At 36.9% G+C, this 24,940-nt stretch carries 22 protein-coding genes; 16 read left to right on the forward strand and 6 right to left on the reverse strand.

Annotated features, from left to right (window positions below; genetic code table 11):
* Window positions 1–140: 140 nt before the first annotated feature.
* On the reverse strand, window positions 141–1,154 hold the full coding sequence (locus AACH31_RS02640) for a LacI family DNA-binding transcriptional regulator (RefSeq protein WP_161831201.1): 1,014 nt from the start codon (window positions 1,152–1,154) through the stop codon (window positions 141–143).
* A 469-nt stretch (window positions 1,155–1,623) separates the two neighbouring features.
* Between AACH31_RS02640 and AACH31_RS02645 the strand changes: the two genes are divergently transcribed.
* From AACH31_RS02645 to galE, 4 genes are all read left to right on the forward strand, one after another.
* Window positions 1,624–1,986 (forward strand): PH domain-containing protein, encoded by a 363-nt coding sequence (locus AACH31_RS02645; protein ID WP_262951126.1) that lies wholly within the window; start codon window positions 1,624–1,626, stop codon window positions 1,984–1,986.
* Window positions 1,987–2,352: 366 nt separating this feature from the next.
* Complete coding sequence (locus tag AACH31_RS02650; protein WP_161831197.1) at window positions 2,353–3,522, forward strand: galactokinase; 1,170 nt, start codon at window positions 2,353–2,355, stop codon at window positions 3,520–3,522.
* Window positions 3,523–3,616: 94 nt separating this feature from the next.
* Complete coding sequence (galT, locus tag AACH31_RS02655; protein ID WP_338617848.1) at window positions 3,617–5,137, forward strand: UDP-glucose--hexose-1-phosphate uridylyltransferase; 1,521 nt, start codon at window positions 3,617–3,619, stop codon at window positions 5,135–5,137.
* 12 nt (window positions 5,138–5,149) lie between these two features.
* Window positions 5,150–6,130, forward strand: a complete 981-nt coding sequence (gene galE / locus AACH31_RS02660) for a UDP-glucose 4-epimerase GalE (RefSeq protein WP_262951124.1) — start codon at window positions 5,150–5,152, stop codon at window positions 6,128–6,130.
* Window positions 6,131–6,591: 461 nt separating this feature from the next.
* Here the strand turns inward: galE and AACH31_RS02665 are convergent, their stop codons facing one another.
* Both AACH31_RS02665 and AACH31_RS02670 read right to left on the reverse strand, forming a co-directional pair.
* Window positions 6,592–7,035 carry a hypothetical protein gene (locus AACH31_RS02665; RefSeq protein WP_338617849.1) on the reverse strand — a complete coding sequence of 148 codons (444 nt, stop codon included), beginning with the start codon at window positions 7,033–7,035 and terminating at the stop codon, window positions 6,592–6,594.
* A 75-nt stretch (window positions 7,036–7,110) separates the two neighbouring features.
* Window positions 7,111–7,653, reverse strand: coding sequence for a hypothetical protein (locus tag AACH31_RS02670; RefSeq protein WP_338617850.1), 543 nt, complete (start codon window positions 7,651–7,653; stop codon window positions 7,111–7,113).
* Between the two features lie 128 nt (window positions 7,654–7,781).
* On the opposite strand from AACH31_RS02670, the gene glpK reads away from it, so the two are divergent.
* The 5 genes from glpK (at window position 7,782) to yjeM (ending at window position 14,070) form a co-directional block, all read left to right on the forward strand.
* A complete protein-coding gene (gene glpK, locus AACH31_RS02675) occupies window positions 7,782–9,269 on the forward strand; it encodes a glycerol kinase GlpK (protein ID WP_338617851.1) in 1,488 nt (495 codons plus the stop codon).
* Between the two features lie 296 nt (window positions 9,270–9,565).
* Window positions 9,566–10,246 carry a DUF554 domain-containing protein gene (locus tag AACH31_RS02680; RefSeq protein WP_262953776.1) on the forward strand — a complete coding sequence of 227 codons (681 nt, stop codon included), beginning with the start codon at window positions 9,566–9,568 and terminating at the stop codon, window positions 10,244–10,246.
* Window positions 10,247–10,387: 141 nt separating this feature from the next.
* The gene (locus tag AACH31_RS02685; RefSeq protein ID WP_262953775.1) at window positions 10,388–10,834 is read left to right on the forward strand and encodes an NUDIX hydrolase; all 447 of its coding nucleotides are present in this window, start codon (window positions 10,388–10,390) and stop codon (window positions 10,832–10,834) included.
* Window positions 10,835–10,955: 121 nt separating this feature from the next.
* Window positions 10,956–12,194 (forward strand): aminopeptidase P N-terminal domain-containing protein, encoded by a 1,239-nt coding sequence (locus AACH31_RS02690; RefSeq protein WP_262953774.1) that lies wholly within the window; start codon window positions 10,956–10,958, stop codon window positions 12,192–12,194.
* A gap of 385 nt (window positions 12,195–12,579) precedes the next feature.
* Window positions 12,580–14,070: a glutamate/gamma-aminobutyrate family transporter YjeM gene (yjeM, locus tag AACH31_RS02695; protein WP_161831183.1), complete on the forward strand. Its 1,491-nt coding sequence runs from the start codon at window positions 12,580–12,582 to the stop codon at window positions 14,068–14,070.
* Between the two features lie 42 nt (window positions 14,071–14,112).
* On the opposite strand, the gene AACH31_RS02700 is transcribed toward yjeM, so the two are convergent.
* Both AACH31_RS02700 and AACH31_RS02705 read right to left on the reverse strand, forming a co-directional pair.
* The gene (locus AACH31_RS02700) at window positions 14,113–15,075 is read right to left on the reverse strand and encodes a Na/Pi cotransporter family protein (protein ID WP_338617853.1); all 963 of its coding nucleotides are present in this window, start codon (window positions 15,073–15,075) and stop codon (window positions 14,113–14,115) included.
* Window positions 15,076–15,210: 135 nt separating this feature from the next.
* Window positions 15,211–16,827 (reverse strand): Na/Pi cotransporter family protein, encoded by a 1,617-nt coding sequence (locus AACH31_RS02705; protein WP_338617854.1) that lies wholly within the window; start codon window positions 16,825–16,827, stop codon window positions 15,211–15,213.
* Window positions 16,828–17,439: 612 nt separating this feature from the next.
* Between AACH31_RS02705 and sufC the strand changes: the two genes are divergently transcribed.
* The 6 genes from sufC (at window position 17,440) to AACH31_RS02735 (ending at window position 23,116) form a co-directional block, all read left to right on the forward strand.
* On the forward strand, window positions 17,440–18,282 hold the full coding sequence (gene sufC, locus AACH31_RS02710; protein WP_161831178.1) for a Fe-S cluster assembly ATPase SufC: 843 nt from the start codon (window positions 17,440–17,442) through the stop codon (window positions 18,280–18,282).
* Between the two features lie 70 nt (window positions 18,283–18,352).
* On the forward strand, window positions 18,353–19,570 hold the full coding sequence (sufD, locus tag AACH31_RS02715) for a Fe-S cluster assembly protein SufD (protein WP_161831177.1): 1,218 nt from the start codon (window positions 18,353–18,355) through the stop codon (window positions 19,568–19,570).
* Between the two features lie 13 nt (window positions 19,571–19,583).
* Window positions 19,584–20,813, forward strand: coding sequence for a cysteine desulfurase (locus tag AACH31_RS02720; RefSeq protein WP_161831175.1), 1,230 nt, complete (start codon window positions 19,584–19,586; stop codon window positions 20,811–20,813).
* On the forward strand, window positions 20,800–21,240 hold the full coding sequence (gene sufU / locus AACH31_RS02725) for a Fe-S cluster assembly sulfur transfer protein SufU (RefSeq protein WP_161831173.1): 441 nt from the start codon (window positions 20,800–20,802) through the stop codon (window positions 21,238–21,240). Before AACH31_RS02720 ends, sufU begins: the two co-directional genes overlap by 14 nt.
* Before the next feature lie 45 nt (window positions 21,241–21,285).
* Window positions 21,286–22,707, forward strand: a complete 1,422-nt coding sequence (gene sufB / locus AACH31_RS02730; RefSeq protein WP_317452441.1) for a Fe-S cluster assembly protein SufB — start codon at window positions 21,286–21,288, stop codon at window positions 22,705–22,707.
* Window positions 22,708–22,810: 103 nt separating this feature from the next.
* Window positions 22,811–23,116: a YgaP family membrane protein gene (locus AACH31_RS02735; protein WP_338506124.1), complete on the forward strand. Its 306-nt coding sequence runs from the start codon at window positions 22,811–22,813 to the stop codon at window positions 23,114–23,116.
* Between the two features lie 494 nt (window positions 23,117–23,610).
* On the opposite strand, the gene AACH31_RS02740 is transcribed toward AACH31_RS02735, so the two are convergent.
* A complete protein-coding gene (locus tag AACH31_RS02740) occupies window positions 23,611–24,072 on the reverse strand; it encodes a CBS domain-containing protein (protein ID WP_338506122.1) in 462 nt (153 codons plus the stop codon).
* A 230-nt stretch (window positions 24,073–24,302) separates the two neighbouring features.
* Here AACH31_RS02740 and AACH31_RS02745 point away from each other — a divergent pair, with 230 nt between their 5' ends.
* Entirely contained in the window at window positions 24,303–24,635 is a 333-nt protein-coding gene (locus tag AACH31_RS02745) for a YunC family protein (protein ID WP_202618701.1), read from the forward strand.
* Window positions 24,636–24,940 lie beyond the last annotated feature (305 nt).

The following is a 24,940-nucleotide window of genomic DNA, read 5'->3' on the forward strand; positions in this document are numbered from 1 at the left end:
CTACGTGGCGCAGGAAACCCTCAACCTTTTAGTCAATCTAGTTTCATCGAGCAAAGGCCCTATAAAGTTTCCTTTCGGCTCAGTTCTTCTTCGAAGAAATGGCCGAAAGTTCAACCCTTACGGTCCTTTAAACGCTCGCTTCAACTTTTTGTTTTTGTGCTGGCTCGTTTGATGAGTTGGGTTGGGATGGTGACTTTTTTGGCGATGGTGCGGTCGTTGGTGATGCGTTCGATGATAAGGTCAAGTGCTGTTTCTCCCATGTGTTTAGTGTTCATGTCAATGGTAGTGAGGGATGGGATAGTATATTGTGAAAGTGAGATGTTGTCGTAACTAATGATTGAGACGGTTTCAGGAACTTTAATATTATTCTCGTTCAGGGCTTTGAGGCATCCGATAGCGAGAGCGTCCGATGCAACGATGTAAGCATCGAGTAGTTTTCCTTTTTTAATAATATCCGACATAATTTCATATCCGGAATCAGCGGTAAAGGACCCAAGATAAATGTTATTTTGTTGGAATGCTTTTAACTTTGTCATTTGATTAATGTAAGTTGTGAGTCGAACATCGAGTAATTCCTGTCCATCTAGCGTTTTTTCGACTCCACAAATGAACCCAATTTTCGTGAGTTTTAGATCCACGAGGTAATCGATAATATCTTTTGTTGCTTCCTTTAGATCGGCAATAACGACGTCGATATTATAGTGTTTACTGTAACAATCGACGAGGACGAGGTGTGGGTGAGTCGCGTGAAGACTTTGGATTTCTTCTTCGCTATATTTCCCTAATGCAATTAATCCATCGAGGTTCATTGCCGAAATTTCATCATACGACGTTGAGGGTAAATAAATCTTTTGCAGTTGAATATTACGAGATTGACAGTGGTTTTCGATAGCCAGTCGAATCGACATATAATAAGGATCTGTGATTTCCTCAGCGACAGAGTACCAATAAATCAAACCAATAGTAATGGCAGTATTTCTTTTAGCGGTTTTATTCCGTTTGCTTAACGGAACATAGTTCAATTTTTCTGCCGCTGTCATAATCTTTAGTCGCGTATCATCAGAAACATTAAAATTTTTATCTTGGTTTAAGACACGTGAAATGGTTGTAATAGAAAATCCGGTTAAATCAGCGATATCTTTTATTTTAGCCATAGCACGTCCTCCTTTCTATCTAAGAGATTGAGTTATATTTTTATCGTGAATGCTTTAGTGTTGCGTTTTTATTTTCTAATAAAGGAAAAAAATGAACCTTTAAAGAACTCCCCATTTCATAAAGGTTACTATTTTTGTTACATTTTCTATTTTATCATTAACTTTTAGGAAATAAAATAGTCTTTTTTAATAAAAAGAAAACGTTTTATAAATAAGTGGGTGATTGGTGTATATTTAATCCTTATATAGGGAATCCTATAAGAAAATAGAGACGTTTATTATTGTTCTTTATTGGCGATAGGGGCAAACGGTGATTAAATCTTTAAGGATAATTGATGGAAGGGAAGGTTCTCTCCTTTAAATGGAGGAATGAGGAGAATTTTAGAGGGGTTTAGCTTATAAATAGCAGGCGTATACGTCGTTAAAAAGTGTTATAAACTGAAAGAGTCTAGATGGTAGGAGTGATTTTATGGAAAGTAAGATTGCGGCGCTCATGTCAACGTCTTTGAATGATGGAAGAGATTTATTTGATTTTATCATGAATGAGGATGAAAAAGTTTTATTGTCCTTTCGATCAGTACGGGATCGTTTAGTCGTAACGAATAAGAAATTATTAATTATTGATATTCAAGGGATTACCGGACGAAAGAAAGAATACATGATTATCCCGTTTTCGAAAATTACAGCTTTCTCATGTGAAAGCTCCGGAACATTTGATTTAGATGCGGAGTTAAAGGTCTGGGCCTCTGGTATCAATCAGATGCAATTTGAATTTATCAAGGGAACGAATATTCGTCCCTTGATTCAAGTGTTAAATCAAGCAATCTGTTAGTCTTATTTGAATCGCCATAAAAAATAGGAGCGGAAGACAGCCTCTCCTGTTTTTTATGGCGATTAATGATTCAAAGAGAAGGGAACGGTGACATGGAATGGGGAGTAGCGATAAAAAGTACAAATAGTAGATGTTTGATTTTAGTGTGATTAAGTTAAAAAATAGTTCAAAAAGTCGCATAGGTAATAAGACGATCATGTCCAACTGTTTTTAACTGCGGATGAAACAGCGTATTTAGAATAAATTTTTAAAAAAATGTAAGGGTTTTTAAAATAACCTCTTGATTTTTTTACTAAAAAACATTAAAATTTTAGTAGAGCAGAGAGAGCTGAAATGAAATGAATGAGAAGAGAGAGGAAGATCATAATGAATATTGAAAAATTAAAATCGGCGTTTACGAAAGTTTTTGGAGTTAAAGAAAACATCCAACTATTTTTCTCACCAGGACGTGTTAACTTAATTGGAGAACATATTGATTATAATGGAGGATGTGTGTTCCCATCAGCGATTACTTACGGAACATATGCTGTTGTGTCACCACGCGAGGATCGCTTAGTTCGTTTATATTCAGGTAATTTCGAAGAATGCGGAGTGATTGAATTTAATCTATCGGATTTATCACATACAGAAGATGAGCACTGGAGTGTTTATGTTAAAGGTGTGATGGAACAATTTGAAAAAATGGGATTTGAAATTAAGACAGGATTCGATGCCTATGTTTATGGAACCATTCCAAATGGTTCAGGATTATCTTCATCAGCATCTCTTGAATTACTAGTTTCACAAATTTTAAAAGAATTAAACGGTTATGAGATTACAATGATTGACATGGTGAAATTATCACAACGTGCTGAAAATGATTACGTGGGCGTAAATTGTGGAATTATGGACCAATTCGCGATTGGAATGGGGAAAAAAGACTATGCCATCAAATTAAATACAAATGATTTAAGTTATGAATATGCGGAAGCAGATTTAGGAGATAATTCTATTTTAATTATGAATACGAATAAAAAACGCGAATTAGCGGATTCAAAATATAATGAGCGTCGTGGAGAGTGTGATGAAGCATTGGCACTTCTTCAAACGGTAGCAGATATTAACTATTTATGTGATTTATCAGAAGAAGAATTTAATCGTGTTTCGAATGTAATTAATAAGGATGTTTTATATCGTCGTGCTAAACATGCGGTTACAGAAAATGAGCGTGTTAAATTAGCGACACATGCTTTAGCAGCAAAAGATTTAAAACGTTTCGGTCAATTATTAAATCAGTCACATAAATCTTTACGTGACGATTATGAGGTAACAGGAAAAGAGTTAGATACTATTGTTGAATTAGCTTGGGCACAAGAAGGGGTTTTAGGTGCTCGTATGACAGGTGCAGGATTTGGAGGATGTGCGATTGCACTTGTTCAAAATGATGCATTAGAAACGGTGAAAGAGGCTATTGCTAAAGGGTATAAGGAAAAAATCGGATACGATGCACAACTTTATGTGGCAACAATTGGAGATGGGACAAAAACAATTGCTTAAGAAAGGGAGCGTATGGGGGGACGATGAAAGATATTTCATCACACCCTCTTCGTCTTTTGCCTAAGATTGTAGATAGATAAGAGGAGAGTAGGATATGGACATTAATTATGAGATTAATCGTTTAATTCAGTTTGGATTAGCACATCATATGATTGAAGAGGCGGATGTTTTATACGCTGCAAATAAAATAATTGATCTTTTAAAAGTACCATCGTTTGAGTACGAATCAGTTGAAGGTGAGGACCTTGAAAACCCAAGTACCATTTTAGAGGGGATTTTAGATTATGCGGTAAAACAAGGGGTTTTAGAGTGCGATAGTATTGATCACCGCGACTTATTTGATACGAAAATCATGGATTGCTTAATGCCACGTCCGTCAGAAGTGGTTAAAACATTTGAAAGCTACTATGCGAAAGATCCGAAAGAGGCGACACGTTATTACTATGACCTAAGTAAAGCTTCGAATTATATTCGTTTGAGCCGAGTGGCTAAAAATGTGAGTTGGAAAACAACAACAAAATACGGGGATTTGGATATAACGATTAATTTATCAAAGCCTGAAAAGGATCCTAAAGCTATTGCATTAGCGAAAAGCTTACCAAGTTCTAATTACCCTAAGTGTTTACTTTGTCAAGAAAATGTGGGTTATGCAGGAACGTTGAATCATCCAGCTCGCCAAAATCATCGAATTATTCCATTAGAGTTAACCGATGAATCATGGTTTTTACAATACTCTCCTTATGTTTATTACAATGAGCATTGTATTGTTTTAAAAGGTGATCATGAACCGATGCAAATTTCACGCTTAACATTTGAACGCTTGTTACAATTTGTTAGTCAATTTAAGCATTATTTTTTAGGATCAAATGCTGATTTACCGATTGTTGGGGGATCAATTTTGACACATGACCATTTCCAAGGTGGAGCTTATGAATTTGCAATGGAGCAGGCTCCAATTTTAAAAACATTAAATGTGTTAAATTATCAAGATGTAGAGGTTGGTTTTGTTCAGTGGCCGTTAAGTGTTTTACGCTTAAGAGGTGAAGATCGTGATCGTCTTGTTGAGTTAGGAGATCTTATTTTAACGGCATGGCGCACATATAGCGATGAGGCACTCGGTATCTTCTCACATACTGATGAGGTACCACACAATACGATTACGCCGATTGCTCGTTTTAAAGATGGAAAATATGAGTTAGATTTAGTATTACGTAATAATCGTATGTCGGATGAGCATCCAGATGGAATTTATCATCCACACGCGCATCTTCATCATTTGAAAAAAGAGAATATTGGATTAATCGAGGTCATGGGGCTTGCAGTGTTACCAGGGCGACTTCTTCATGAGCTAGATGTGGTGAAGCAAGCTTTAGTTCGACGAGATCCAAATGTATTGGTAGCAGCGGGTCTTGAAAAGCATCTTCCATGGCTTAAGGAGATGTTAGCAGCCTATGCATCAGTCACGGCAGAAGAGGCGATAGATTTAATTCATGATGAAGTTGGGCAAAAATTTGTTGAAATCTTAGAGTGTTGTGGTGTATATAAATTAACAGACGAAGGATTAGATGGGGTTCAACGATTTATTAACCATATTAATATTAATTGTTCGTTATAAGGAGGAAAAAAGATGAAAGTTTTAGTGACAGGTGGAGCTGGATATATTGGATCTCATGCCGTTTATGCCTTAATTGAGCAAGGTCATGAAGTGGTTGTTGTTGATAATTTAGTGACGGGACATCGTGCAGATGTTCACCCGGATGCAAAGTTTTATCATGGAAGTATTGCTGACTACCGCTTTATGACGGACGTTTTACGAGGGGAGAATGTAGATGGCGTGATTCACTTTGCGGCCTACTCATTAGTGGGTGAAAGTATGACAAATCCGTATAAATATTACGATAATAATATGAGTGGAACGAATGTTTTATTAAAAGCCATGGTGGATTGTGGTGTTTCTAACATTGTTTTCTCTTCAACAGCTGCAACTTATGGAGAGGCGATGAATATTCCAATTTTAGAAACAGATCCAACGAATCCGACTAATGTTTACGGAGAAACAAAGTTAGCGATGGAACGTATGATTAATTGGTACCACCAAGCACATGCGATGAATTATGTTTCGTTACGTTATTTCAATGTAGCGGGGGCTCATCCATCAGGACTAATTGGAGAGAAACATGATCCTGAAACACACCTTATTCCGATTATTTTACAAGTGGCGTCAGGTCGTCGTGAAGCGATTAACGTGTTTGGAAATGATTATGATACGGCAGATGGAACGTGTATCCGTGATTATATCCATGTGTGCGATTTAGCTGAGGCTCATATTTTAGCGATGAAATACTTAGTTGAAGGGGGAGAAAGTACGATTTGTAACTTAGGAAATGGCGAAGGATTCAGTGTTTTAGAAATGATTGAAGCAGCACGTGAAGTGACAAATCATCCAATTCCAGCGATTATCTCTCCACGTCGTGCAGGAGATCCAGCTAAATTAATTGCTTCAAGCCAAAAAGCGCAAGATATTCTTGGATGGACGCCTAAACATCCAGAAGTCAAAGATATGATTGCGAGTGCATGGGCAGTCGAAAAGAAAAAAATGCAAGCTTAATGCAAGCAAAAAATAAATAATAAAAAAAAAGATGATCCCGCGTCTGCGTAGATCATCTTTTTTTGGGTTTGAAAGAAAGTCAATTTTTTAGAGAAGTCTTGATGAGGTATATTTTAGGTGCAAAGAGGTACTAAGAATTGAACTTCTAGGAGGTATAAAAGGGTGAATGGGAAGGTAGGGCTCGTCTTTTTTTGTGCTCAGAATATTCAAAGGTGTGCAAACTGTTACATCATTTGTATTGAAAACGTATTCAATTTGTGGTAAAGTATAGATGTTATCACAGAACTCGTCTTTTGGGAGTATGGTTTGATCTGGGGGGATAGACCGGTTGTGACGACATGAAAGGAATGTAATCACGTTTAGTATTAATGAATGATCCTTCATCGACGGGATGGAGGAACGAAATGAATGATTTTTTATTATTTAATGATAAAAGCTACTTCACGGTGAAGTAGCTTTTTTTATGTTAAAATATAGTCATTTTTTAAGGAATCAGTCTCTGAAAAGTCGTAGCCTTGAAGTAAGTTCATATGTGAGAAAAGCTGAAAAAGATAAAGATCGCTCATCAGTTCTTCGTGAGAGTGGGTCCCGTTAGGTTCGATGAGTTCAATCTCGGTTAGGGGGTCTTCTCCATAATAGGTTTCGATATGAGCGATGAGTTCAATAGAGGGAGAGGGATGCTTTCCTATGTAGCGCAACATTCTTTCGATTTCAGATACGGTTTGTTCTAGGTTTAATTGTTTTAAGGTGATGAGTTCCGATGAGTTGAAGGTTTTATCATATTCCATTTTATAAAGACATCGCCCGAGTTCGTGGACAACAAAGAAGAGGTAATAGATATCAACATCATTTCCGGTAAAATCAATGGCGCCATCATGGCGCTTATAACTAATGAGGTACTTCATTAAAATCCCCTCCTTAAAATAAGTGCTTACTACAGTTTATTCAATAGAAGGTAATAATTTAACGAAAGAGGAGAATTACTTAAAAAAAGATTCAAAAAAATAGGGGGATATATTTTTATTTTGTTCATCATAAAACGTACAGTAAATGGTTTCGGGATGGACGCCGTTTAAGTTATAAACATACAGGAAGTAATCCTTATTTGATAGATTTTCGAGAAAAGTTTCTTGGTTTAGAATGAGTTCAAGCGTGCTCGCTTGCAAGTTTTCATTGGCTCCCCAGATGATGAAGTAATCCTTTGTTTGGTACGTTTGACATTGGTTGGTATGGGCATGGGGGGCTGCTTGATGTTCACCGTCAAAATTATATCTCCAAAATAGAAGTGCATTGGGTTTATACCAGGCAACATCTAATTGATGCGTTTTTTCATTACGATATAAGATAAATATCTTCTCATCCCAATTCAGCTGTTTAATCACCTCAATTTCGTTACCTAACCGTCGACTTAAATGTGTCGTAAGTTCTGAGGGTGAGGCGGTTGTAAAGTGTAAGAGAGCTAAATCGACGGCGAGAAGTATAAAAAGGGCAGATAGACATTGGCGTTTAAGTTGCTTAATCATATAGGATCCTCCTAATGGTAAGTCGTCTTTTAAATGTATGCGCAGAAGCGGGGGATTATCATTTTAGAAGAGGATATTTTGAAAACGTGGTATAATGAATGAAAGGGCTTTTGAAAAGGAGTGAGAACATGGATTTAATTTTAGCCATTGATCAGGGAACAACGAGTACGCGAGCGATTGTATTTAATAAACAAGGCGAAATCATTGAGAAGGCGCAAGAAGAAATTTCATGTCTCTATCCCAAGTCAGGGTGGGTCATGCAAGACGCGAATGAAATTTGGATTTCGACCTTAGCGGTACTGAATCGGATCCTGTTATCTCCCAATATTGATGTGAATCAAATAAAAGGGATTGGAATTGCGAATCAACGTGAGACTACTCTTTTGTGGGATAAAAAGACAGGGCGTCCGCTTGATTTAGCCATTGTGTGGCAGTCTAGACAAACGGAGTCGATTTGTGAGGAGTGGAAAGCACGAGGACTTGAAGATTGGGTAAAATCTAAAACTGGATTATTAATTGATCCCTATTTTTCAGCCTCAAAGATTCGTTTTTTATTAGATACCATTCCCGGAATTGAAGAGAAAGTAAAAAATGGCGAGGTGCTATTTGGGACGATTGATAGTTATTTAGTTTGGAAACTTTCTGGGGGAATGACGCACATTACGGATGTAACGAATGCTTCTCGAACGCTGTTATTTAATATTCATACGGGGGAGTGGGATGATGAATTACTGGAGGCATTTAACATTCCAAGGTGTATTTTGCCTAAGGTTTGTCAGACATCGGAAGTGTATACGGAAACTGCAGCTCATTTAATGGGACGTTCAATTCCAATCGCAGCTGTTTGCGGTGATCAGCAGGCTGCTCTATTCGGACAAGCGTGTTTTCATAAGGGTGCTGTTAAAAATACGTATGGAACAGGCTGCTTTGTATTAATGAATACAGGAACAAAACCGGTGTGCTCTAATCATGGGTTATTGACGACGGTTGCTTGGAAGATTAAGGGGGAAGTTTACTATGCTTTAGAGGGAAGTGTGTTTGTGGGGGGAAGTGCGATTCAATGGCTACGAGATGGTTTACGGTTAATCAAGCATGCGAGCGACTCAGAATGTTATGCGAATCGGGTGGAGGATTGTGACGGCGTTTATGTGGTTCCTTCTTTTGTCGGATTAGGGACCCCTTATTGGGATAGTGAGGTGCGAGGGGGAATGTTTGGATTGAGCCGCGGAACAACGAAGGAACATGTGATTCGTGCAACACTTGAGTCGATTGCTTATCAGAGTAAAGACGTTATTTTAGCGATGGAAGAGGATATTCATCAATCAATTAGCGAATTAAAGGTTGATGGAGGGGCTGTTCAAAATAAATTTTTGATGCAGTTTCAAAGCGACCTTTTAGGTGTTAATGTACTCGTTCCTACGGTGACGGAAACGACGGCTTTAGGGGTTGCTTGTTTAGCAGGGCTTGCAACAGGTGTTTATCGGCATCTTGATGAAATTGCTGATTCAGTTCAGGCAGGACAGCGTTATTTCCCCCAGATGGACGAAAAAAGGCGAGTGCAACTCTATGAAGGGTGGAAATGCGCAATTCAAGCGGTACGAATTTTTAAAGCGTAAGGATCGAAGGGGCACCGGAGTAGGGGAAATAATTAATCCTGGAATCTATCCTTATAAGTACAAAATATGACAAAAAAATCAGCTATTGTTTCGTATAATAAAGAAGCAATAGGGGTGTGATTAGCAGAGAAAAAACTAGATTGATGATGGTTGGCAGCGTCTAACGATGATTGATTTAGTTTTTTTCTTTTGGGGATGCCCTGTCCGTTAGAAGAGGAATTTTTTAGAGTACACGGCGATGCGTCTAGGCGTGAAGCGCCTTTACCCAATAGGGTTATTAATAAGGGGGGAATACGGTGCTTGGGACGGTTGTTAATGCGGCGGCAATTCTAATTGGTGGAGGAGTTGGCTTGTTACTGAAGGGCGGGTTACCTAGTCGATTTAGTGAACAGGTTATGAGGGCTTTGTCGTTGTGTGTGTTATATATTGGGGTAACAGGAATCTTCGAGGGAGGCCAGACCCTTCGGTTGATTTTATCGATGGTCATCGGCACGTTAATCGGAGAAGGATTAGATTTGGATGCTAAAGTTGGGAGAATTAGTTCGTGGGTTGAACGCAAATTTCATCGACCGAATCAACATGTATCATTAGCTGAAGGATTTTTAACGGCTAGCTTATTATTTTGTGTGGGGGCGATGTCAATTGTAGGAGCACTTGAGGATGGACTAAAGGGAGATGCGTCTATTCTTTATACGAAGTCGATGCTTGATGGAATTTCCGCTCTTATTTTTTCATCAAGTTTAGGGGCAGGCGTTGTCTTAGCTAGTCTATTTGTTTTTATTTATCAAGGCTCTCTTTCGCTCTTAGCAGGAGTTATATCGCCGTTTTTAACGGAGGGTGTTATTTCGGAGATGACGTGCGTGGGTTCATTGATTATTATTGGATTGGCGCTCAATATGTTGAAAATAACAGATTTAAAGTTAATGAATTTTGTTCCATCTATTTTTATGCCAATTCTGTTAGCTATTATTAACTAAATAGGATGATTTTAGGTCATTGATTCCCGTGAGAATCTTGAAAAAAAAGTAAAAAAAAAGAGTAATAATACGTATCTAAGAAATTAAGGAGTATAATTAAGGAATGGCCGGTAAGTTTAATAAGAGATTGGAGTGGAGAGAATGATAGAGGATATTTTTGGGGAAAAATTACCAAATCAACAGTATAGAGATCGTAGAGGTGTATACGCCATCATTTTAAATGAAAAAAATGAGGTTGCGACGGTCCAACTTCCACATGGGTATGTTTTACCAGGGGGAGGGGTTGAAGGTGATGAAACAAAAGCTGAATGTCTTCGTCGTGAATGCTTAGAGGAATTAGGATGGGAAATTGAAATTAATCAATTTGTTTGTGCTGCATCGAATTATCACTATTCGATGTATCGAAAGCAATACTTACATTCAATTGGTTATTTTTATTTAGCAACCTATGTCAAGCAAGCGACGGCTCCAATTGAAAAAGATCATCAATTAGTTTGGATGAGTTTAGAAGATTGTCGCTTAAATCTGATTTTAGATCATCAGGCGTGGGCAATCGAAAAAGTAATCGGTATCTTAGGTCAGCTGTAATCAAACAACTGGATGTCTACTTGGAACCTTTTGCTAATTGTTGTGAAGGAATATTTTTTTCTTAATATACGTCCAAGGGATGTGCTATAATAATATAAAACTTTTCAAAGGAGTGAGGAAAATGTTAGAAACGTTAAAATTTAGACGTCAAAAATTAGGGGGAAATATTAAAGATAATTCATTACTAATTATTTTCTCAGGAGAGGCGCCTGTACGATCAGGAGATCAGTTTTATGACTATACACCTCACCGTAACTTCTACTATTTAACGAATTTAGACCAACCGAAGATGGCCTATGTTTTACGTAAATATAACGGTGTGATGGAAGAATATTTATTTATTGAACAAGTAACAGAGCTCGAAGAAAAATGGACAGGTAAACGTTTAAGTAAGGAAGAAGCAACTAAAAAATCAGGGATTAAAAATGTATTACCGATTGATGAACTGCGTACGGTTCTTGGTCGATGGTTATTAAATGATAACTTTGAGAATGCCTATTTTGATTTTGAGCGTGGATCTTATCAGCATGCAGATACCGTTCAAGTCTTATTTGCTAAGGAATTAAAGCGTCAATATCCATTTTTACACGTTCAAAATATTTATCATGATATCACCGCTTTACGTTTAATTAAATCAGAAGATGAAATCACCAACATGCGAACTGCGATTGAAAAAACTCGTTTAGGGATTGAAGCTTTAATGAGAAATTCTAAACCTGGAATGTATGAGTATCAATTAGAAGCACATTACGATTTTGTGATTAAAACTGAGGGAGTAAAACATACGTCGTTCCATACGATTGCTGCGGCTGGTGCTAATGCGACGGTTCTTCACTACGATAAGAGTACATCCCTTTGCCAAGATGGAGATTTAATTTTATTTGATCTTGGATGCGAATGGAATTACTATTGTTCAGATATTTCACGAACTTTCCCAATTAACGGAAAATTCAGTGATCGTCAACGTGAAGTCTACGAGGCTGTTTTAGAAGCTCAAATGGAAATTATCAATAACGTTAGACCAGGACTTTCAATGCAAGATTTAAATGAATTTGCGCGTAAAAGATTGGCAGAGGCGTGTCAAAAAGTAGGATTAATTGAGAAGGAAGAAGACGTAGAGAAGTATTATTATCATAAAATTGGTCACTATTTAGGATTAGATACACATGATGTTGGAGGTCGTGGTGGAATTTTACAACCAGGAATGGTCATTACGATTGAGCCAGGACTTTATATTGCGGAAGAAGGAATTGGAATTCGTATTGAAGATGATATTCTTGTCACAAAGGATGGTCATGAAAACTTATCAAAAGATATTATCAAATCAGTCGATGATATTGAAAACTTTATGAAAAAATAATTAATTTTCCCCTCGTAGACTAAGGTCATGAGGGGATTTTTTTGTGGTTCGTTAGTAATAATTAAAGTTATTGTCGGCTTATATTTGGTAAATGGACATCGCTTTTGAGTAAATATTCCTAATGTGATGAAATGGATGAGTTAAAAGGAGTTAATATCATTGGAAATAGAAGGTTTTGGTTGAGATAATGAGTATTATCCATTTAGTGACTGTAAAATGGGAGAATAGGACCTCAATTGTATTTGTGATAAAATTCATCAGAACTTGACAAAATGAGTAGGTTATTGATAATCTAAAAGTATATACCCATTATAAATGGGGTATAGTATAAAACGTTTAGTTCAATAACTGCAACTAAAATTTATTACACAAGGGAAGGGAAAGCATGGAAAAAAGTAGTTCTGGAAAGCTTACGTTAGTATCGCTTATTTTAATGATTTTTACATCAGTTTTTGGATTTGCTAACATGCCTCGTGGATTTTTCTTAATGGGTTATGCGGCAATTCCTTGGTATCTTGTGGCGGGAATTTTGTTTTTTATTCCTTATGCCTTTATGATTGCTGAATTTGGAGCAGCTTTTAAAAGTGAAAAAGGTGGAATTTACTCATGGATGGAAAAATCAGTAGGGCCACGTTACGCTTTTATGGGGATTTTTATGTGGTATGCCTCATATGTCATTTGGATGGTAAACGTTGCTTCAACGATTTGGGTTCCTGTTTCCAATTTGATCTTCGGTCATGATACGACGGGGCAATGGAGTATTTTCGGATTAGCAAGTTCTCAAGTTTTAGGAATTTTAGGAGTTATTTGGTTAATTCTTGTTTTCCTTTTAATTTCTCGTGGATTAGAGAGTATTAAAAAGATTACTTCAATTGGTGGAACTGCGGTTGCCTTATTAAATGTCGTTTTATTAGTGGGAGGTGTGACCATCCTTATTTTAAATAAAGGACAATTAGCACAACCGATTCATGATGTAGCGACATCGTTTACTGTTTCACCAAATAGTAATTATCATAGTATTATTTCAATTTTATCATTTTTAACGTTCGCTATTTTTGCTTTCGGTGGAACCGAAGTCGTAGGTGGGTTAGTTGATGAAACAGAGGACCCAGTTAAAACATTCCCTAAAGGATTATTAATTGCCGCTGGATGTATCGTATTAGGATATACGGTTGGTATCTTTATGGTTGGTATTTTTACAAATTGGGATAGCGTCTTATCAAGCCCAGATATTAATATGGGGAATGTAGCTTATGTGGTCATGAATAACTTAGGTTATGAGTTAGGATCAGCTTTAGGATTTGGAGAACAAGTTGCCTTACAAATGGGGGCATGGACAGCGCGCTTCGTTGGTTTATCAATGTTCTTAGCCTTTAGTGGAGCCTTTATGACTTTATCATATAGCCCATTAAAACAGTTAATTGAAGGAACACCAAAAGAAATTTGGCCAGAAAAAATGACAAAAATGAAAAATGGATTACCTTTAAATGCGATGAAACTTCAAGCGCTTATCGCGATTACACTCCTAGCGTTAGTTTCATTTGGGGGAGAATCAGCAGCGAAGTTTTTTGATAAACTTGTTTTAATGACTAACGTTGCAATGACAATTCCTTACTTATTCATTGCCTTTGCATTTATTTCGTTTAAAAAACGAGATGATATTGAAAAGCCATTCGTCTTATATAAAAATAAGACAATTGCAATTGGAATTTCGTGGGTTGTAACGATTGTGGTTGCCTTTGCTAACATTTTCTCTATTGTAGAACCTGTAACAAGTGGAAACTATGATCAAACACTATGGATGATTGCAGGACCAACGCTTTTTAGTGCGATTGCTCTTGTATTATATGCTCGTTACGATAAACGTACAAAATAAAAAAAGGATGATTACGTGTAAGGCGTAATCATCTTTTTTGTTTTAATGATAGGTGTGACGGGAAAGTCTTTTTTTATCGTGAAAAACAAGTTCCGCAAATTTAACAAATAAACGACTAAATGGTAAAAATAAAAAGACAGTCGATAGATTGAAGAATAATTGTATATTAGCGACTTGGCGCTCCGGTGTAGAACTAAACGCATCTGTAAAATGAATGAGCACCTCGATGAAAGGTAAGAATAAAAGTGTTCCTAAAAGATTGAATGTAAAATGGATAAGGGCGGCTTGTTTTCCAGCTGTGTTTCCACCTAAGCTCGATAGGATGGCGGTGAGACATGTTCCAATCTCATGACCGAACAGAATAGGAATCGCTGTATATAGATTAATCGCACCTGTTGCAACGAGTGAAATTAGAATCGCCGTCGATGCCGATGAACTTTGAATCAAAAATGTAATAGACATTCCAAGTAAAATACAAAGTAATGGGTTTCCTTGGACGTTGAAAATGAGCTGTTTAAATAAGGGGGACATGACGATAGGTTCCATTGAAGTTTTAACAATCGCAAGGCCTAAAAATAACATCCCAAAGCTAAATAAAAAGTATCCTATGTAATGAGGCGTCCTTTTTTTAAAGAGAAGCATGCATGAGGCACCGATGAAAATAAAATAGGGGATCATCTCTGTAAGGTTTAAGGTAATGAGTTGCGTCGTTACCGTTGTTCCAAGGTTAGCCCCCATAATAACACCGGTCGCTTGTAAAAGGGTCATTAAACCGCTATCTACTAGACCTACAACGAGGACGGTGATGGCGGAACTACTTTGGACAAGTGCTGTAAAGAGGCAACCGATTAATGCTCCCTTGTAAGGTGAGGTAATCGTCGTTGAGACTGTTTCCTTTAATCTATTGCCCGCTAAGGATTTAAGCGCGTGGCTCATTTGCCTCATGCCATATAAAAATAACGCGAGGCCACAACATAAGTTTAGTATGATAGGTAGGATAGTCATGTTCATTCACTCCTATTATGTATAGTATCTTTAAAAGTCTATGATTTTTAAAGATACTATAAACCATAAATACTTCGACGAACTTTCAGGTTAGAAATGAAAAAAAGATAGGATTCGATCCTATCTTTTTTAAAATTATTTTGCTGTCGTATTTCCTAAGCTTAGAACATATTCTGCAATATTAATCGAATGATCACCGATACGCTCAAAGTTTGAAATCGCGTCTAAGAAAACAGCACCACTGTGGGCATTACATTTATTCTGGCTTAAACGCTGAATATGTTTATCGCGTAAAAGTTCCTCTAAACGATCGATATTTTCTTCGAAAATCATCGTATCATTAGCTTTTTCACGATTGTTTGTTTTATAGCTTGTATAAGAAGATTTAATAGATTCAATCGTATAGTTATAAATTAATTTTAACTCTTCTAAAGCATCTTTTGTAAAAGTTAATTTTCCAGTTGAAACTTCCTGAGCTAACTCTGCGATGTTTTTACTATGATCTCCGATACGTTCAATGTCGTTCACGATTTTAATCATCGCTGCAATACGGTTTGTATCGACTTCTGTAATATCATGTGATGAAATTGAGACTAAGAAGGTCGATAAATCGCGCTCAAGACGATTTATCTCAGCTTCATTTTCATAAATTTTCTTTGTTTGTGATAAATCGCTTTCGATTAAAGCATTTGTTGCCAGTGTAACATTCTCTTTAGCGAGTTCAAACATAGTTAAACTTTCTTGGAAAGCTTGTTCAAACGCAATCGCCGGCGATTCGAGGAAACGAGGATCGAGTCGATTGATGGTTGTTTCGCTTTCTTTATCTTTAAGAGCTAAGTTAGCTAATTTAACGAATAGTCCCGCAAATGGTAGTAATAAAGCAGCATTCACAATATTAAAAATGGTATGAGCATTGGCAATTTGTCTATCAATGTCTCCACCAATTGTTACAACAATTTGTGAGAGGAGATTAATAAATGGTAGGAAAATTAAAGTTCCTATTAGGTTAAACGCTAAGTGAATGAAGGCAGCTTTCTTAGCTACTTTATTGGCATTTAAACTTGATAATAAGGCAGTGACACAGGTTCCGATATTATTACCGAATAAGATTGGGATTGCGACTTGCAAGTTAATCGCACCAGTTGCAGCTAAGGATAAAAGAATTGCTGTTGATGCAGAAGAACTTTGAACGACGGCAGTCATAATGGCCCCAACTAAGATACCTAAGAACATATTTCCTTCAAGTGCCACAATTAAATCTTGGAAGAAAGTTGTCTCGGCAATTGGGCTCATTGACTCTTTCATCGTGGATAATCCCATGAACAGTAAACCAAAGCCGAAAATAATTTTTCCGATTTCTTTTCGATTTTGTTGCTTCATAAATAAGATGAGTGCCGCTCCGATAATAATGAATAACGGAATGTAATCGTCAATTTTAAATGTAATTAATTGACCCGTAATCGTTGTCCCGATATTGGCCCCCATAATAACCCCTACAGCTTGGTATAAGCTCATTAAACCGGCGTTAACGAAACCAACGACCATGACCGTAGTTGCACTACTACTTTGAATAATTGCTGTGACAATTGTTCCTACTAATGCCCCTTTAAACGGATTCGTAATGGCTTTATCGAAGAAAGATTTTAAACGAGATCCTGCAGCGTTTTCAAGACCGTCTCCCATAAATTCCATACCGAATAAAAATAAGGCGAGTCCACTAAATAGACCTAGTAAGATGTTTATGTGTTCCATACAGTTACCTCCAAATTTTATCCTGTTCAATCATACTACAAAATCGCTTAAATGAAAATAATATGTTAATAGAATTACCCATATTTAAATTAAAAAACCGTCATAATTTTTGAAATTATAAATATTTATCAATTTTTATAAAATCGTTTTTGAATCTAAGGAGAAAAGAGCATTCATTGTTGGGATGATATTGTTATTTATAAAGGTTGTAATTCTCATTTGTTGTGAGGAAAGAGAGGGGAGCTTCCTAAATTAATGATCATTGCTTTATGACAAAATTCAGGACTTTAAAGAGGATTTTTTTATTTTTTAGGAAGATAGAGATTGGTTTACGTTAAATAAATCAATTTACGATTAAGGGGAGTTATGCTCATAACTTATAAGACAGTGACGTAATATTTCTTATGAAATCGAAAATAAATGATTTATATTTATAAATCACCGTATGTTATTGGATGAAATGTCTAAAACTAACAAAGATTGGGGGCTTTATCCTATAAAATAACTGATTTTAAAAGAAGGTTATTATATTATTTGGTTTTAAGATACTAATTTAGTATAATAAAATTAATTTGAAAAAAATGTAGATGATTTGAACGGAGGAAATATGACATGCAAAAACCTGTTTTAACGATATCAGAATTACATGCGAATGTTGAAGATAAAGAAATTTTAAAAGGTGTAAATTTAGAAATTAAAGGGGGAGAAGTTCACGCGATTATGGGGCCAAACGGAACGGGGAAATCAACGCTTTCTTCGACGATTATGGGGCATCCAAAATATAAGGTGACAGGTGGTCATGTCACATTAAATGAAAAAAATGTGTTAAAAATGTCAGTTGATGAACGTGCACGCGCAGGATTGTTTTTAGCGATGCAATATCCAGCAGAGGTTCCTGGTGTGACAAATTCAGACTTTTTACGCACAGCTATGCAAACGCGTATGGAAGACGGAAAGGATGTTCCATTATTTAAATTTATTCGTGAATTAGATAAGAGTGTGGCAAAGCTTGAAATGAGAGAGGATTTACCTCATCGTTATTTAAATGAAGGATTTTCAGGTGGAGAAAAGAAACGAAATGAAATTTTACAAATGCTCATGTTAAAACCGAGTATTGCCATTTTAGATGAAATTGACTCAGGACTAGACGTCGATGCGCTTCGAATCGTAGGAGAGGCTGTCAACTCAATGCGAAGTGAAAACTTTGGGTGCTTGTTAATTACTCACTACCAACGTTTACTTGATCACATTAAGCCTGACTTTGTCCATATTATGATGAAAGGACGTATCGTTAAGTCTGGTGGTGCAGAATTAATCGAAAAAATTGATCGTGAAGGATATGATTGGATTAAAAAAGAATTAGGGATTGACGATGAACGCGTCATTGTAGAAGATGAAAAACGTAAAGTTGTATCAATTGGAACGTGCGCAACGAAAGAAATGTTAGACCTTTAATCTAAGCCAATACTATTAAGTTTATAAATAAATGAAAGTTTAATGTAATAGATGAAAGGGGTCAAATAAAATGACGCAGTTACCAAATTGGTTTAATGAAATGCAAAAAACGGCATTGGATAAAATGAAGACATTGGCCTTGCCTAAAGCGGATGGCACAGTGATTAAAAAGTGGGCTTTTGATCAACCTGAGATGCGTCAGGAGATGAAAGTTAATCAGGAGGATGTTTTATCAGCACTCACGTTTTTAAATGATGAAGCGGAAAAAAACATGATGATTGTTTGTGACGGTGAAATAATCTATAAGAAGTTAACCGAGGCATTTGATGGTGTAACGATTGCGACTTTAGAAGAAGCGTTAACGACGTATGAGGAGTTATTTAAATCTCATTTAATGTCGGTAGTTCCAATGGAGGAAAATCAATTAGTCGCGACTAATGTTGCGCATTTAAATAGTGGATTATTTATTCATATCCCTAAGAATAAGGTCATTGAAGAATGTTTGAATGTCATCTATGTTCAAATGAACGGATCGTTAATGAATCGCACACTCGTGGTGGCGGAACCGAATTCCCAATTTAAATATATCGAAAATTATTACAATCAGTCTCAAGCGATGATTAATGCGGTGTCTGAGGTTGTTGTTTTAGATAATGCGCAAGTTGAGTATGCGGCAATGGATCGATTACACGAACAAACAACGGTTTATCAATGTCGTAAAGCTTCAGTTTCCTCAAATGGTAGATTTTTATTATCATTGGGTGCATTAAATGATGGAAATACGGTATCTGAAAACTTAGTAGATTTAAATGGACAGGGTGCGTCGGCATGGGTGAAGACGGTTGCTATTGCAGAAGGTGGACAAAAGCAAAATATTACAATTAATATTGAGCACCATGCCCCGTATACAGAGGGTCACATTGTGAATCATGGAGTGTCAAAGGATGCAGCGCAGTTAACGTTTAATGGAATTGGAAAGATTAATAAAGGAATGCGTGGATCAAATGCTCAACAGGAAAGTCGTGCGATGATTTTATCTGAAACGGCCCGCGCTGATGCTAATCCAATCTTATTAATTGATGAATACGATGTGCAGGCGGGACATGCTGCGGGTGTCGGAAAAGTTGATGAAGAACAACTTTATTATTTAATGAGTCGTGGGTTAACGCGCCAAGCGGCCGAAATTTTAATTATTCATGGGTTTTTAATGCCTTTTATTGAAGATATTCAAAGTGAATCAATTAAAGCTGAATTCGTAAAAGTAATCGAACGTAAAATTAACGCTTAAAGAGGTGAATGTAATGTCAATTGATGTGAATCGAATCCGTGAAGATTTTCCTATTTTAAAGGAAGAGATGAATGGGCACCCTTTAGTTTATTTAGATAGTGGTGCAACGACATTAAAGCCTCAAAAGGTCATTGATGCCGTCAATAATTACAATACAAAGACAACCTCAAATGTTCATCGTGGCGTCTATCAGTTGAGTAATGATGCCACTGAATTATACGAGGGAGCTCGAGAAAAGGTTAGACAATTAATTAATGCTAAGACGGCATCTGAAATTGTCTTCACTAAAGGGGCGACGCATTCTTTAAATTTAGTGGCCCAAAGTTTCGGTCTCTATCATTTAAAGGCAGGAGACGAAATTATTGTGTCTGAGTTAGAACACCACAGTAGTTTCTTACCTTGGCAACACGTAGCACGGGTGACGGGGGCTGTTTTAAAGTTTATTCCTCTTGATGCGACAGGACATATTACGGTTGACAATTTTAAAAAAGTTTTAAGTGAAAAGACGAAGGTTGTTGCCATTAACTATGTTTCTAATGTAATGGGGTATGAATCGCCAATTAAAGAAATTACTGCATTAGCTCATGAAGTGGGAGCGATTGTTTCAGTTGATGCTGCACAGGCTGTTCCGCATATGAAGATTGATGTTCAAGACCTAGATTGTGATTTTTTATCATTTAGTGCTCATAAAATGTGTGGGCCGACTGGGGTTGGTGTTTTATACGGTAAATATGATCTTTTAAATTCATTAGAGCCTATTGAATTTGGTGGAGAGATGATTGATATCGTAGGAGAAACAACATCAACTTGGAAAGATGCTCCTTATCGCTTTGAAGCGGGAACACCTGTTATTGCAGGTGCGATTGGATTAGGAGCAGCAATTGACTACTTACAATCTATTGGCTTTGATGCGATTGCTCAACACGAGTTGGAACTTCGTGAATATGCGGTTTCAAAGTTAGATGAATTAGGTGGAATTACAATCTTTAATCGTGATGCAAAGACGGGGATTATCTCATTTAATATCGATGGGGTTCATCCGCATGATGCAGCGACGATTTATGATACGGAAGGAATTTGTGTTCGTGCAGGACATCATTGTGCGCAACCCCTTATGGGATGGCTATGCCAACCTGCTACACTAAGAGCAAGTTTTTATTTATATAATACAAAAGAGGAAGTGGATGCATTTATTGAGGCCACTCGTAAAGGAAAGGAGTTTTTTGACGGTGTCTTTTTCTAATTTAGAGCAACTATATCGCCAAGTTATTATGGATCATTATAAAAATCCTCGTAATAAAGGATTATTGCAAGAGGACGGATATCATGAAGTACATTTAAAAAATCCAACCTGCGGCGACGATATTACTGTTCAAGTAAAGGTTGAAGATGGAAAACTGACTGATTTACGTCATCAAGGGACAGGGTGTTCAATTTGCTGTTCTTCAGCGTCTGTTATGACGCAAACATTAAAGGAAAAAACATTAGATGAAGCTCAAGCTATTACAAATAACTTTTATGAACTAGTAAAAGGAAACGACTATGATGAAGAGTTAGATATGGGGGATTCACCTGTTTATCAAGGTGTTTCAAAATTTCCAGCACGTGTAAAATGTGCAACTATTTCATGGAAGGCTGCAGAGCAAGCGATTAACGAATTAAAAAAATAAGAGTTAAGATGGATATCATACCAAACCGAAATGGAGGGTTACTGGGTGAGCGCTGAAATAAAAGAAAAAAAGCATGAACTTGAAGGTATTGTAACGGACTATAAATACGGTTTTAAGACCGAACATAAAAATTTAAAAGACACGGGAAAAGGAATTTCTGAAGCGGTTGTTAGGGAAATCTCAGCGATTAAAGGTGAACCAGAGTGGATGCTTAATTATCGGTTAAAGGCTTATGCCCATTTCGCAAAAACAAAGATGCCAGCATGGGGACCTGACTTATCAGAAATTGACTTTGACGAGTATACTTACTACATTAAACCTTCTGAAAAGGCTGAAAATAGTTGGGAAGACGTTCCTGATGAAATTAAGGATACATTTGATAAATTAGGAATTCCTGAAGCAGAGGCTAAATTTTTATCAGGGGTTTCAACTCAATATGAATCAGAAGTGGTTTATCACAATAACCAAAAAGAACTTGAAGAAGCTGGCGTTATTTTTATGGATACAGATTCTGCCTTACGCCAATATCCAGATTTATTTAAAGAATATTTTGGTAAGGTTATTCCATATGCGGATAATAAATTTGCCGCGTTAAACAGTGCAGTTTGGTCAGGAGGATCGTTTATTTACGTTCCAAAAGGGGTTAAAATTGAAAAACCGCTCCAATCTTATTTCCGTATTAATACAGAAAGCATGGGACAATTCGAGCGAACATTGATTATTGTTGATGAGGGAGCTGATATCCATTATGTTGAAGGATGTACGGCACCGACCTATTCTGCCGATTCGTTACACGCCGCTGTTGTAGAGATTTATGTTCGCAAAGGTGGGCGTTGTCGATACTCAACGATTCAGAACTGGTCAAATAATATTTTAAACCTAGTAACGAAACGTGCTGTGTGTGAAGATTACGCGCATATGGAATGGATTGATGGGAATATCGGATCAAAGATTACAATGAAGTATCCGGCGTGTGTGTTAAAAGGTGAAGGTGCGAAGGGAACAACGATTTCAATTGCTTTTGCTGGAGAAGGACAAATCCAGGATGCAGGGGCTAAAATGATTCACTTAGCTCCTAATACGTCATCGACGATTATTTCGAAATCATTGTCACGAAATGGTGGAAATGTAACTTATCGTGGGATTGTCGAGCATGGGAAAAAAGCGAAGGGAGCAAAATCTCATGTGGAATGTGATACGATTATTTTAGATAGTCTTTCAAAGTCAGATACAATTCCGTATAACATTGTAAAGAATGATGATGTTACTATCCAACATGAGGCGACAGTTTCTAAAGTTTCAGAGGAACAGTTATTTTATTTAATGAGCCGAGGGTTAACTGAAGAACAAGCAACAGAAATGATTGTTATGGGATTCATCGAACCTTTCGCAAAAGAGTTACCGATGGAATATGCTGTAGAATTAAACCAATTATTAAAATTAGAAATGAACGGATCAATTGGATAAAAGATAAAGGTGAAAAGGCAATGTCTCTAATTAGACATTGCCTTTTTGTTGTATATATTTGTCGAAAAAGTGGAATATTAAACACGAAAGGAATGATGAATCTATGTGTGTGAAAAATGTTGGGCGTACAGACGCTTATATTCGAATTAGTGCAGGGTTAATGCTCATTAGTTTAGGAATCATGAAGCATAAAGGATGTTTAGCTGCTTTAGGGAGTCTTAAAGTTGCAGAAGGGGTAACAAGATATTGCCCAGTTTTAGATCTTTTCAACTGCTCAACGATGTCTGATGAGGAATTATTAGATGAGGCATTAGGAAGTTGTGTCTTAGATGTTGAGGAAGATGATGATGAATTCGAAGAGTTAGAGCATGAATGTGGATGTCATTGTGACCATCATGCAGAGGCGTAGGATAGCCAGTCGTTTAAATGGGCCTCTTTTCTTTAAACAGAGTTAATTCTGTTAACTAAAAGTCGTTCAAAGGCTTAAACGAGTCTGTTAATTTATTTAGTTTTGGATGGCGAAAAAACTCGTAGTACTTATCCATTCATGATAGGGTAGGCGCTACGAGTTTTTTTATGAGCTCAAAAAGGGAGGGAACTCTAGGAGGATTAAGGATTCGATTTCCTTCAAGGCGTTGTCTTAAGAGATGAAGTTATTTATAGACCTCCCGGACAAGTGAATGTCATTCTAGTGTGATGATTAATAGGTTAAAGTGGCTAGGACGCTCTAAATAGAAATGGGGAATTTTTGACGGGATGACAAGGGTGTTTTTCACCAATATAAAAACGAAAATATCGTTAAGTAAGATACTTTCGTTTTTACGGTTAATTCTACTATAAGGGGCTTTATCAAGGGTGAGATGATAGGGTGGAAAAGTGAGGAATGATTGAATATCAATCATTTTATAGTGGAAAATCGTCAACCTCTAAGTCGCAATTAGGGTTTGTACAAGGTTCAGATATTTCTTTTAGTGCAATTTCAGCACGCCCATCCGTCAATTGGTGGATGGCCAAATCACCAAGGGTAATCATTCCAACTAATCTCCCCTCATCGTCCGTAACGGGGAGGCGGCGCACCTGTTTATCGGCCATGAGTGAGATGGCGCATCCGACTTCTGCATCTTCTTTAATGGTGTAAACGGGTTGCGTCATGATTTCTTCGACTTTAGTATTCATAGGGAGGATATCAGCGAACGCCCGGATGACAATATCACGATCTGTAATAATACCGATGACCTGTGAAGCATCATCGATGACAGGAACGGAACCAATATTATTTTTTTTCATCATTCGAGAGGCATTTAAAACAGTATCGTGAGCGGTAATTGCTTCAATACCATCAGTCATAAATTGTTTTACATTCATGAACAGGACTCCTTACCTTTTATATTTGTATTTAGTTTGTGCAATCACCGGAGTCTTATCCCACTTTTTAGTTTATTCATTCAGAACGTGTAAGAGTTTTAATAGGGAAAGAGGTAGGGATAAGAATCAGATTCTATTCTCCCCTGGAGTGAGAAGTTTATTAATTTCGTTAAATTTTAGGGAAAGGATATCATGAATGATTTTTTGTGCGCATATGCTATAGGGAGGTGATGAGTGTGCTAAACATAAATAAAATTAACATTGAAGGTTATGAATTCTTAACTTATGAGGTAGCGTTACCTAAAACTACATTATTTATTGTGTCACATGAAACGGTGGGTTATATCATGTGTGCGGCTCTTGATATTGATTTCTTTAATAATAGTGAAAAGTTAAGAGCTCGTAAAATTATTGCAGGGCGTGCAGAAGGAGTTCGTAGTATTCAACAACTTTTAGATGCTCCGCTTGCGAAAGTAACGGTTGCTTGCGAGGAGTTAGGAATTAAACCGGGGACAATTGGTAGAGATGCCTTAGTGTTAATGGCAAAGAGCGTTGAAAAATAGTTTTATAAAAGGGGTTATCCGTTAGAGGATAATCTTTTTTATTGTCAGGCTCTGGTTAGTGGGAGATGCCTTGTGCCAATCAGTAGGGGATATCTACTGGGACGGGGGAACCTGTTAAAAAGTATAAAACTACGATGCATCCTTCAAAATTAGACAAATCAATTCCCTATTCTACGCTATAATAAAGGAATGAATGATTTACCATATTAATTCGAATATCGGGTGACACTCGTTCTTTAGAAGTTGAGATGTGGAATATCATTTAAAAGGAACAGGCGTCGCGCTACTGTTTATTAAGGGGGAAG

Source organism: Turicibacter faecis (assembly GCF_037076425.1).
GTDB lineage: Bacteria > Bacillota_I > Bacilli_A > MOL361 > Turicibacteraceae > Turicibacter > Turicibacter faecis.

What these genes read in the sequence shown, in the direction of transcription:
- AACH31_RS02685 (WP_262953775.1), top strand. Translation starts at nt 10,388, where the DNA reads ATGATAGAGGATATTTTTGGGGAAAAATTACCAAATCAACAGTATAGA.
- AACH31_RS02645 (WP_262951126.1), top strand. Translation starts at nt 1,624, where the DNA reads ATGGAAAGTAAGATTGCGGCGCTCATGTCAACGTCTTTGAATGATGGA.
- AACH31_RS02665 (WP_338617849.1), bottom strand. Translation starts at nt 7,035, where the DNA reads ATGAAGTACCTCATTAGTTATAAGCGCCATGATGGCGCCATTGATTTT.
- AACH31_RS02700 (WP_338617853.1), bottom strand. Translation starts at nt 15,075, where the DNA reads ATGACTATCCTACCTATCATACTAAACTTATGTTGTGGCCTCGCGTTA.
- AACH31_RS02670 (WP_338617850.1), bottom strand. Translation starts at nt 7,653, where the DNA reads ATGATTAAGCAACTTAAACGCCAATGTCTATCTGCCCTTTTTATACTT.
- galE (WP_262951124.1), top strand. Translation starts at nt 5,150, where the DNA reads ATGAAAGTTTTAGTGACAGGTGGAGCTGGATATATTGGATCTCATGCC.
- AACH31_RS02650 (WP_161831197.1), top strand. Translation starts at nt 2,353, where the DNA reads ATGAATATTGAAAAATTAAAATCGGCGTTTACGAAAGTTTTTGGAGTT.
- galT (WP_338617848.1), top strand. Translation starts at nt 3,617, where the DNA reads ATGGACATTAATTATGAGATTAATCGTTTAATTCAGTTTGGATTAGCA.
- sufC (WP_161831178.1), top strand. Translation starts at nt 17,440, where the DNA reads ATGCAAAAACCTGTTTTAACGATATCAGAATTACATGCGAATGTTGAA.
- yjeM (WP_161831183.1), top strand. Translation starts at nt 12,580, where the DNA reads ATGGAAAAAAGTAGTTCTGGAAAGCTTACGTTAGTATCGCTTATTTTA.
- sufD (WP_161831177.1), top strand. Translation starts at nt 18,353, where the DNA reads ATGACGCAGTTACCAAATTGGTTTAATGAAATGCAAAAAACGGCATTG.
- glpK (WP_338617851.1), top strand. Translation starts at nt 7,782, where the DNA reads ATGGATTTAATTTTAGCCATTGATCAGGGAACAACGAGTACGCGAGCG.
- AACH31_RS02735 (WP_338506124.1), top strand. Translation starts at nt 22,811, where the DNA reads ATGTGTGTGAAAAATGTTGGGCGTACAGACGCTTATATTCGAATTAGT.
- AACH31_RS02640 (WP_161831201.1), bottom strand. Translation starts at nt 1,154, where the DNA reads ATGGCTAAAATAAAAGATATCGCTGATTTAACCGGATTTTCTATTACA.
- AACH31_RS02720 (WP_161831175.1), top strand. Translation starts at nt 19,584, where the DNA reads ATGTCAATTGATGTGAATCGAATCCGTGAAGATTTTCCTATTTTAAAG.
- AACH31_RS02740 (WP_338506122.1), bottom strand. Translation starts at nt 24,072, where the DNA reads ATGAATGTAAAACAATTTATGACTGATGGTATTGAAGCAATTACCGCT.
- AACH31_RS02690 (WP_262953774.1), top strand. Translation starts at nt 10,956, where the DNA reads ATGTTAGAAACGTTAAAATTTAGACGTCAAAAATTAGGGGGAAATATT.
- AACH31_RS02705 (WP_338617854.1), bottom strand. Translation starts at nt 16,827, where the DNA reads ATGGAACACATAAACATCTTACTAGGTCTATTTAGTGGACTCGCCTTA.
- AACH31_RS02745 (WP_202618701.1), top strand. Translation starts at nt 24,303, where the DNA reads ATGAGTGTGCTAAACATAAATAAAATTAACATTGAAGGTTATGAATTC.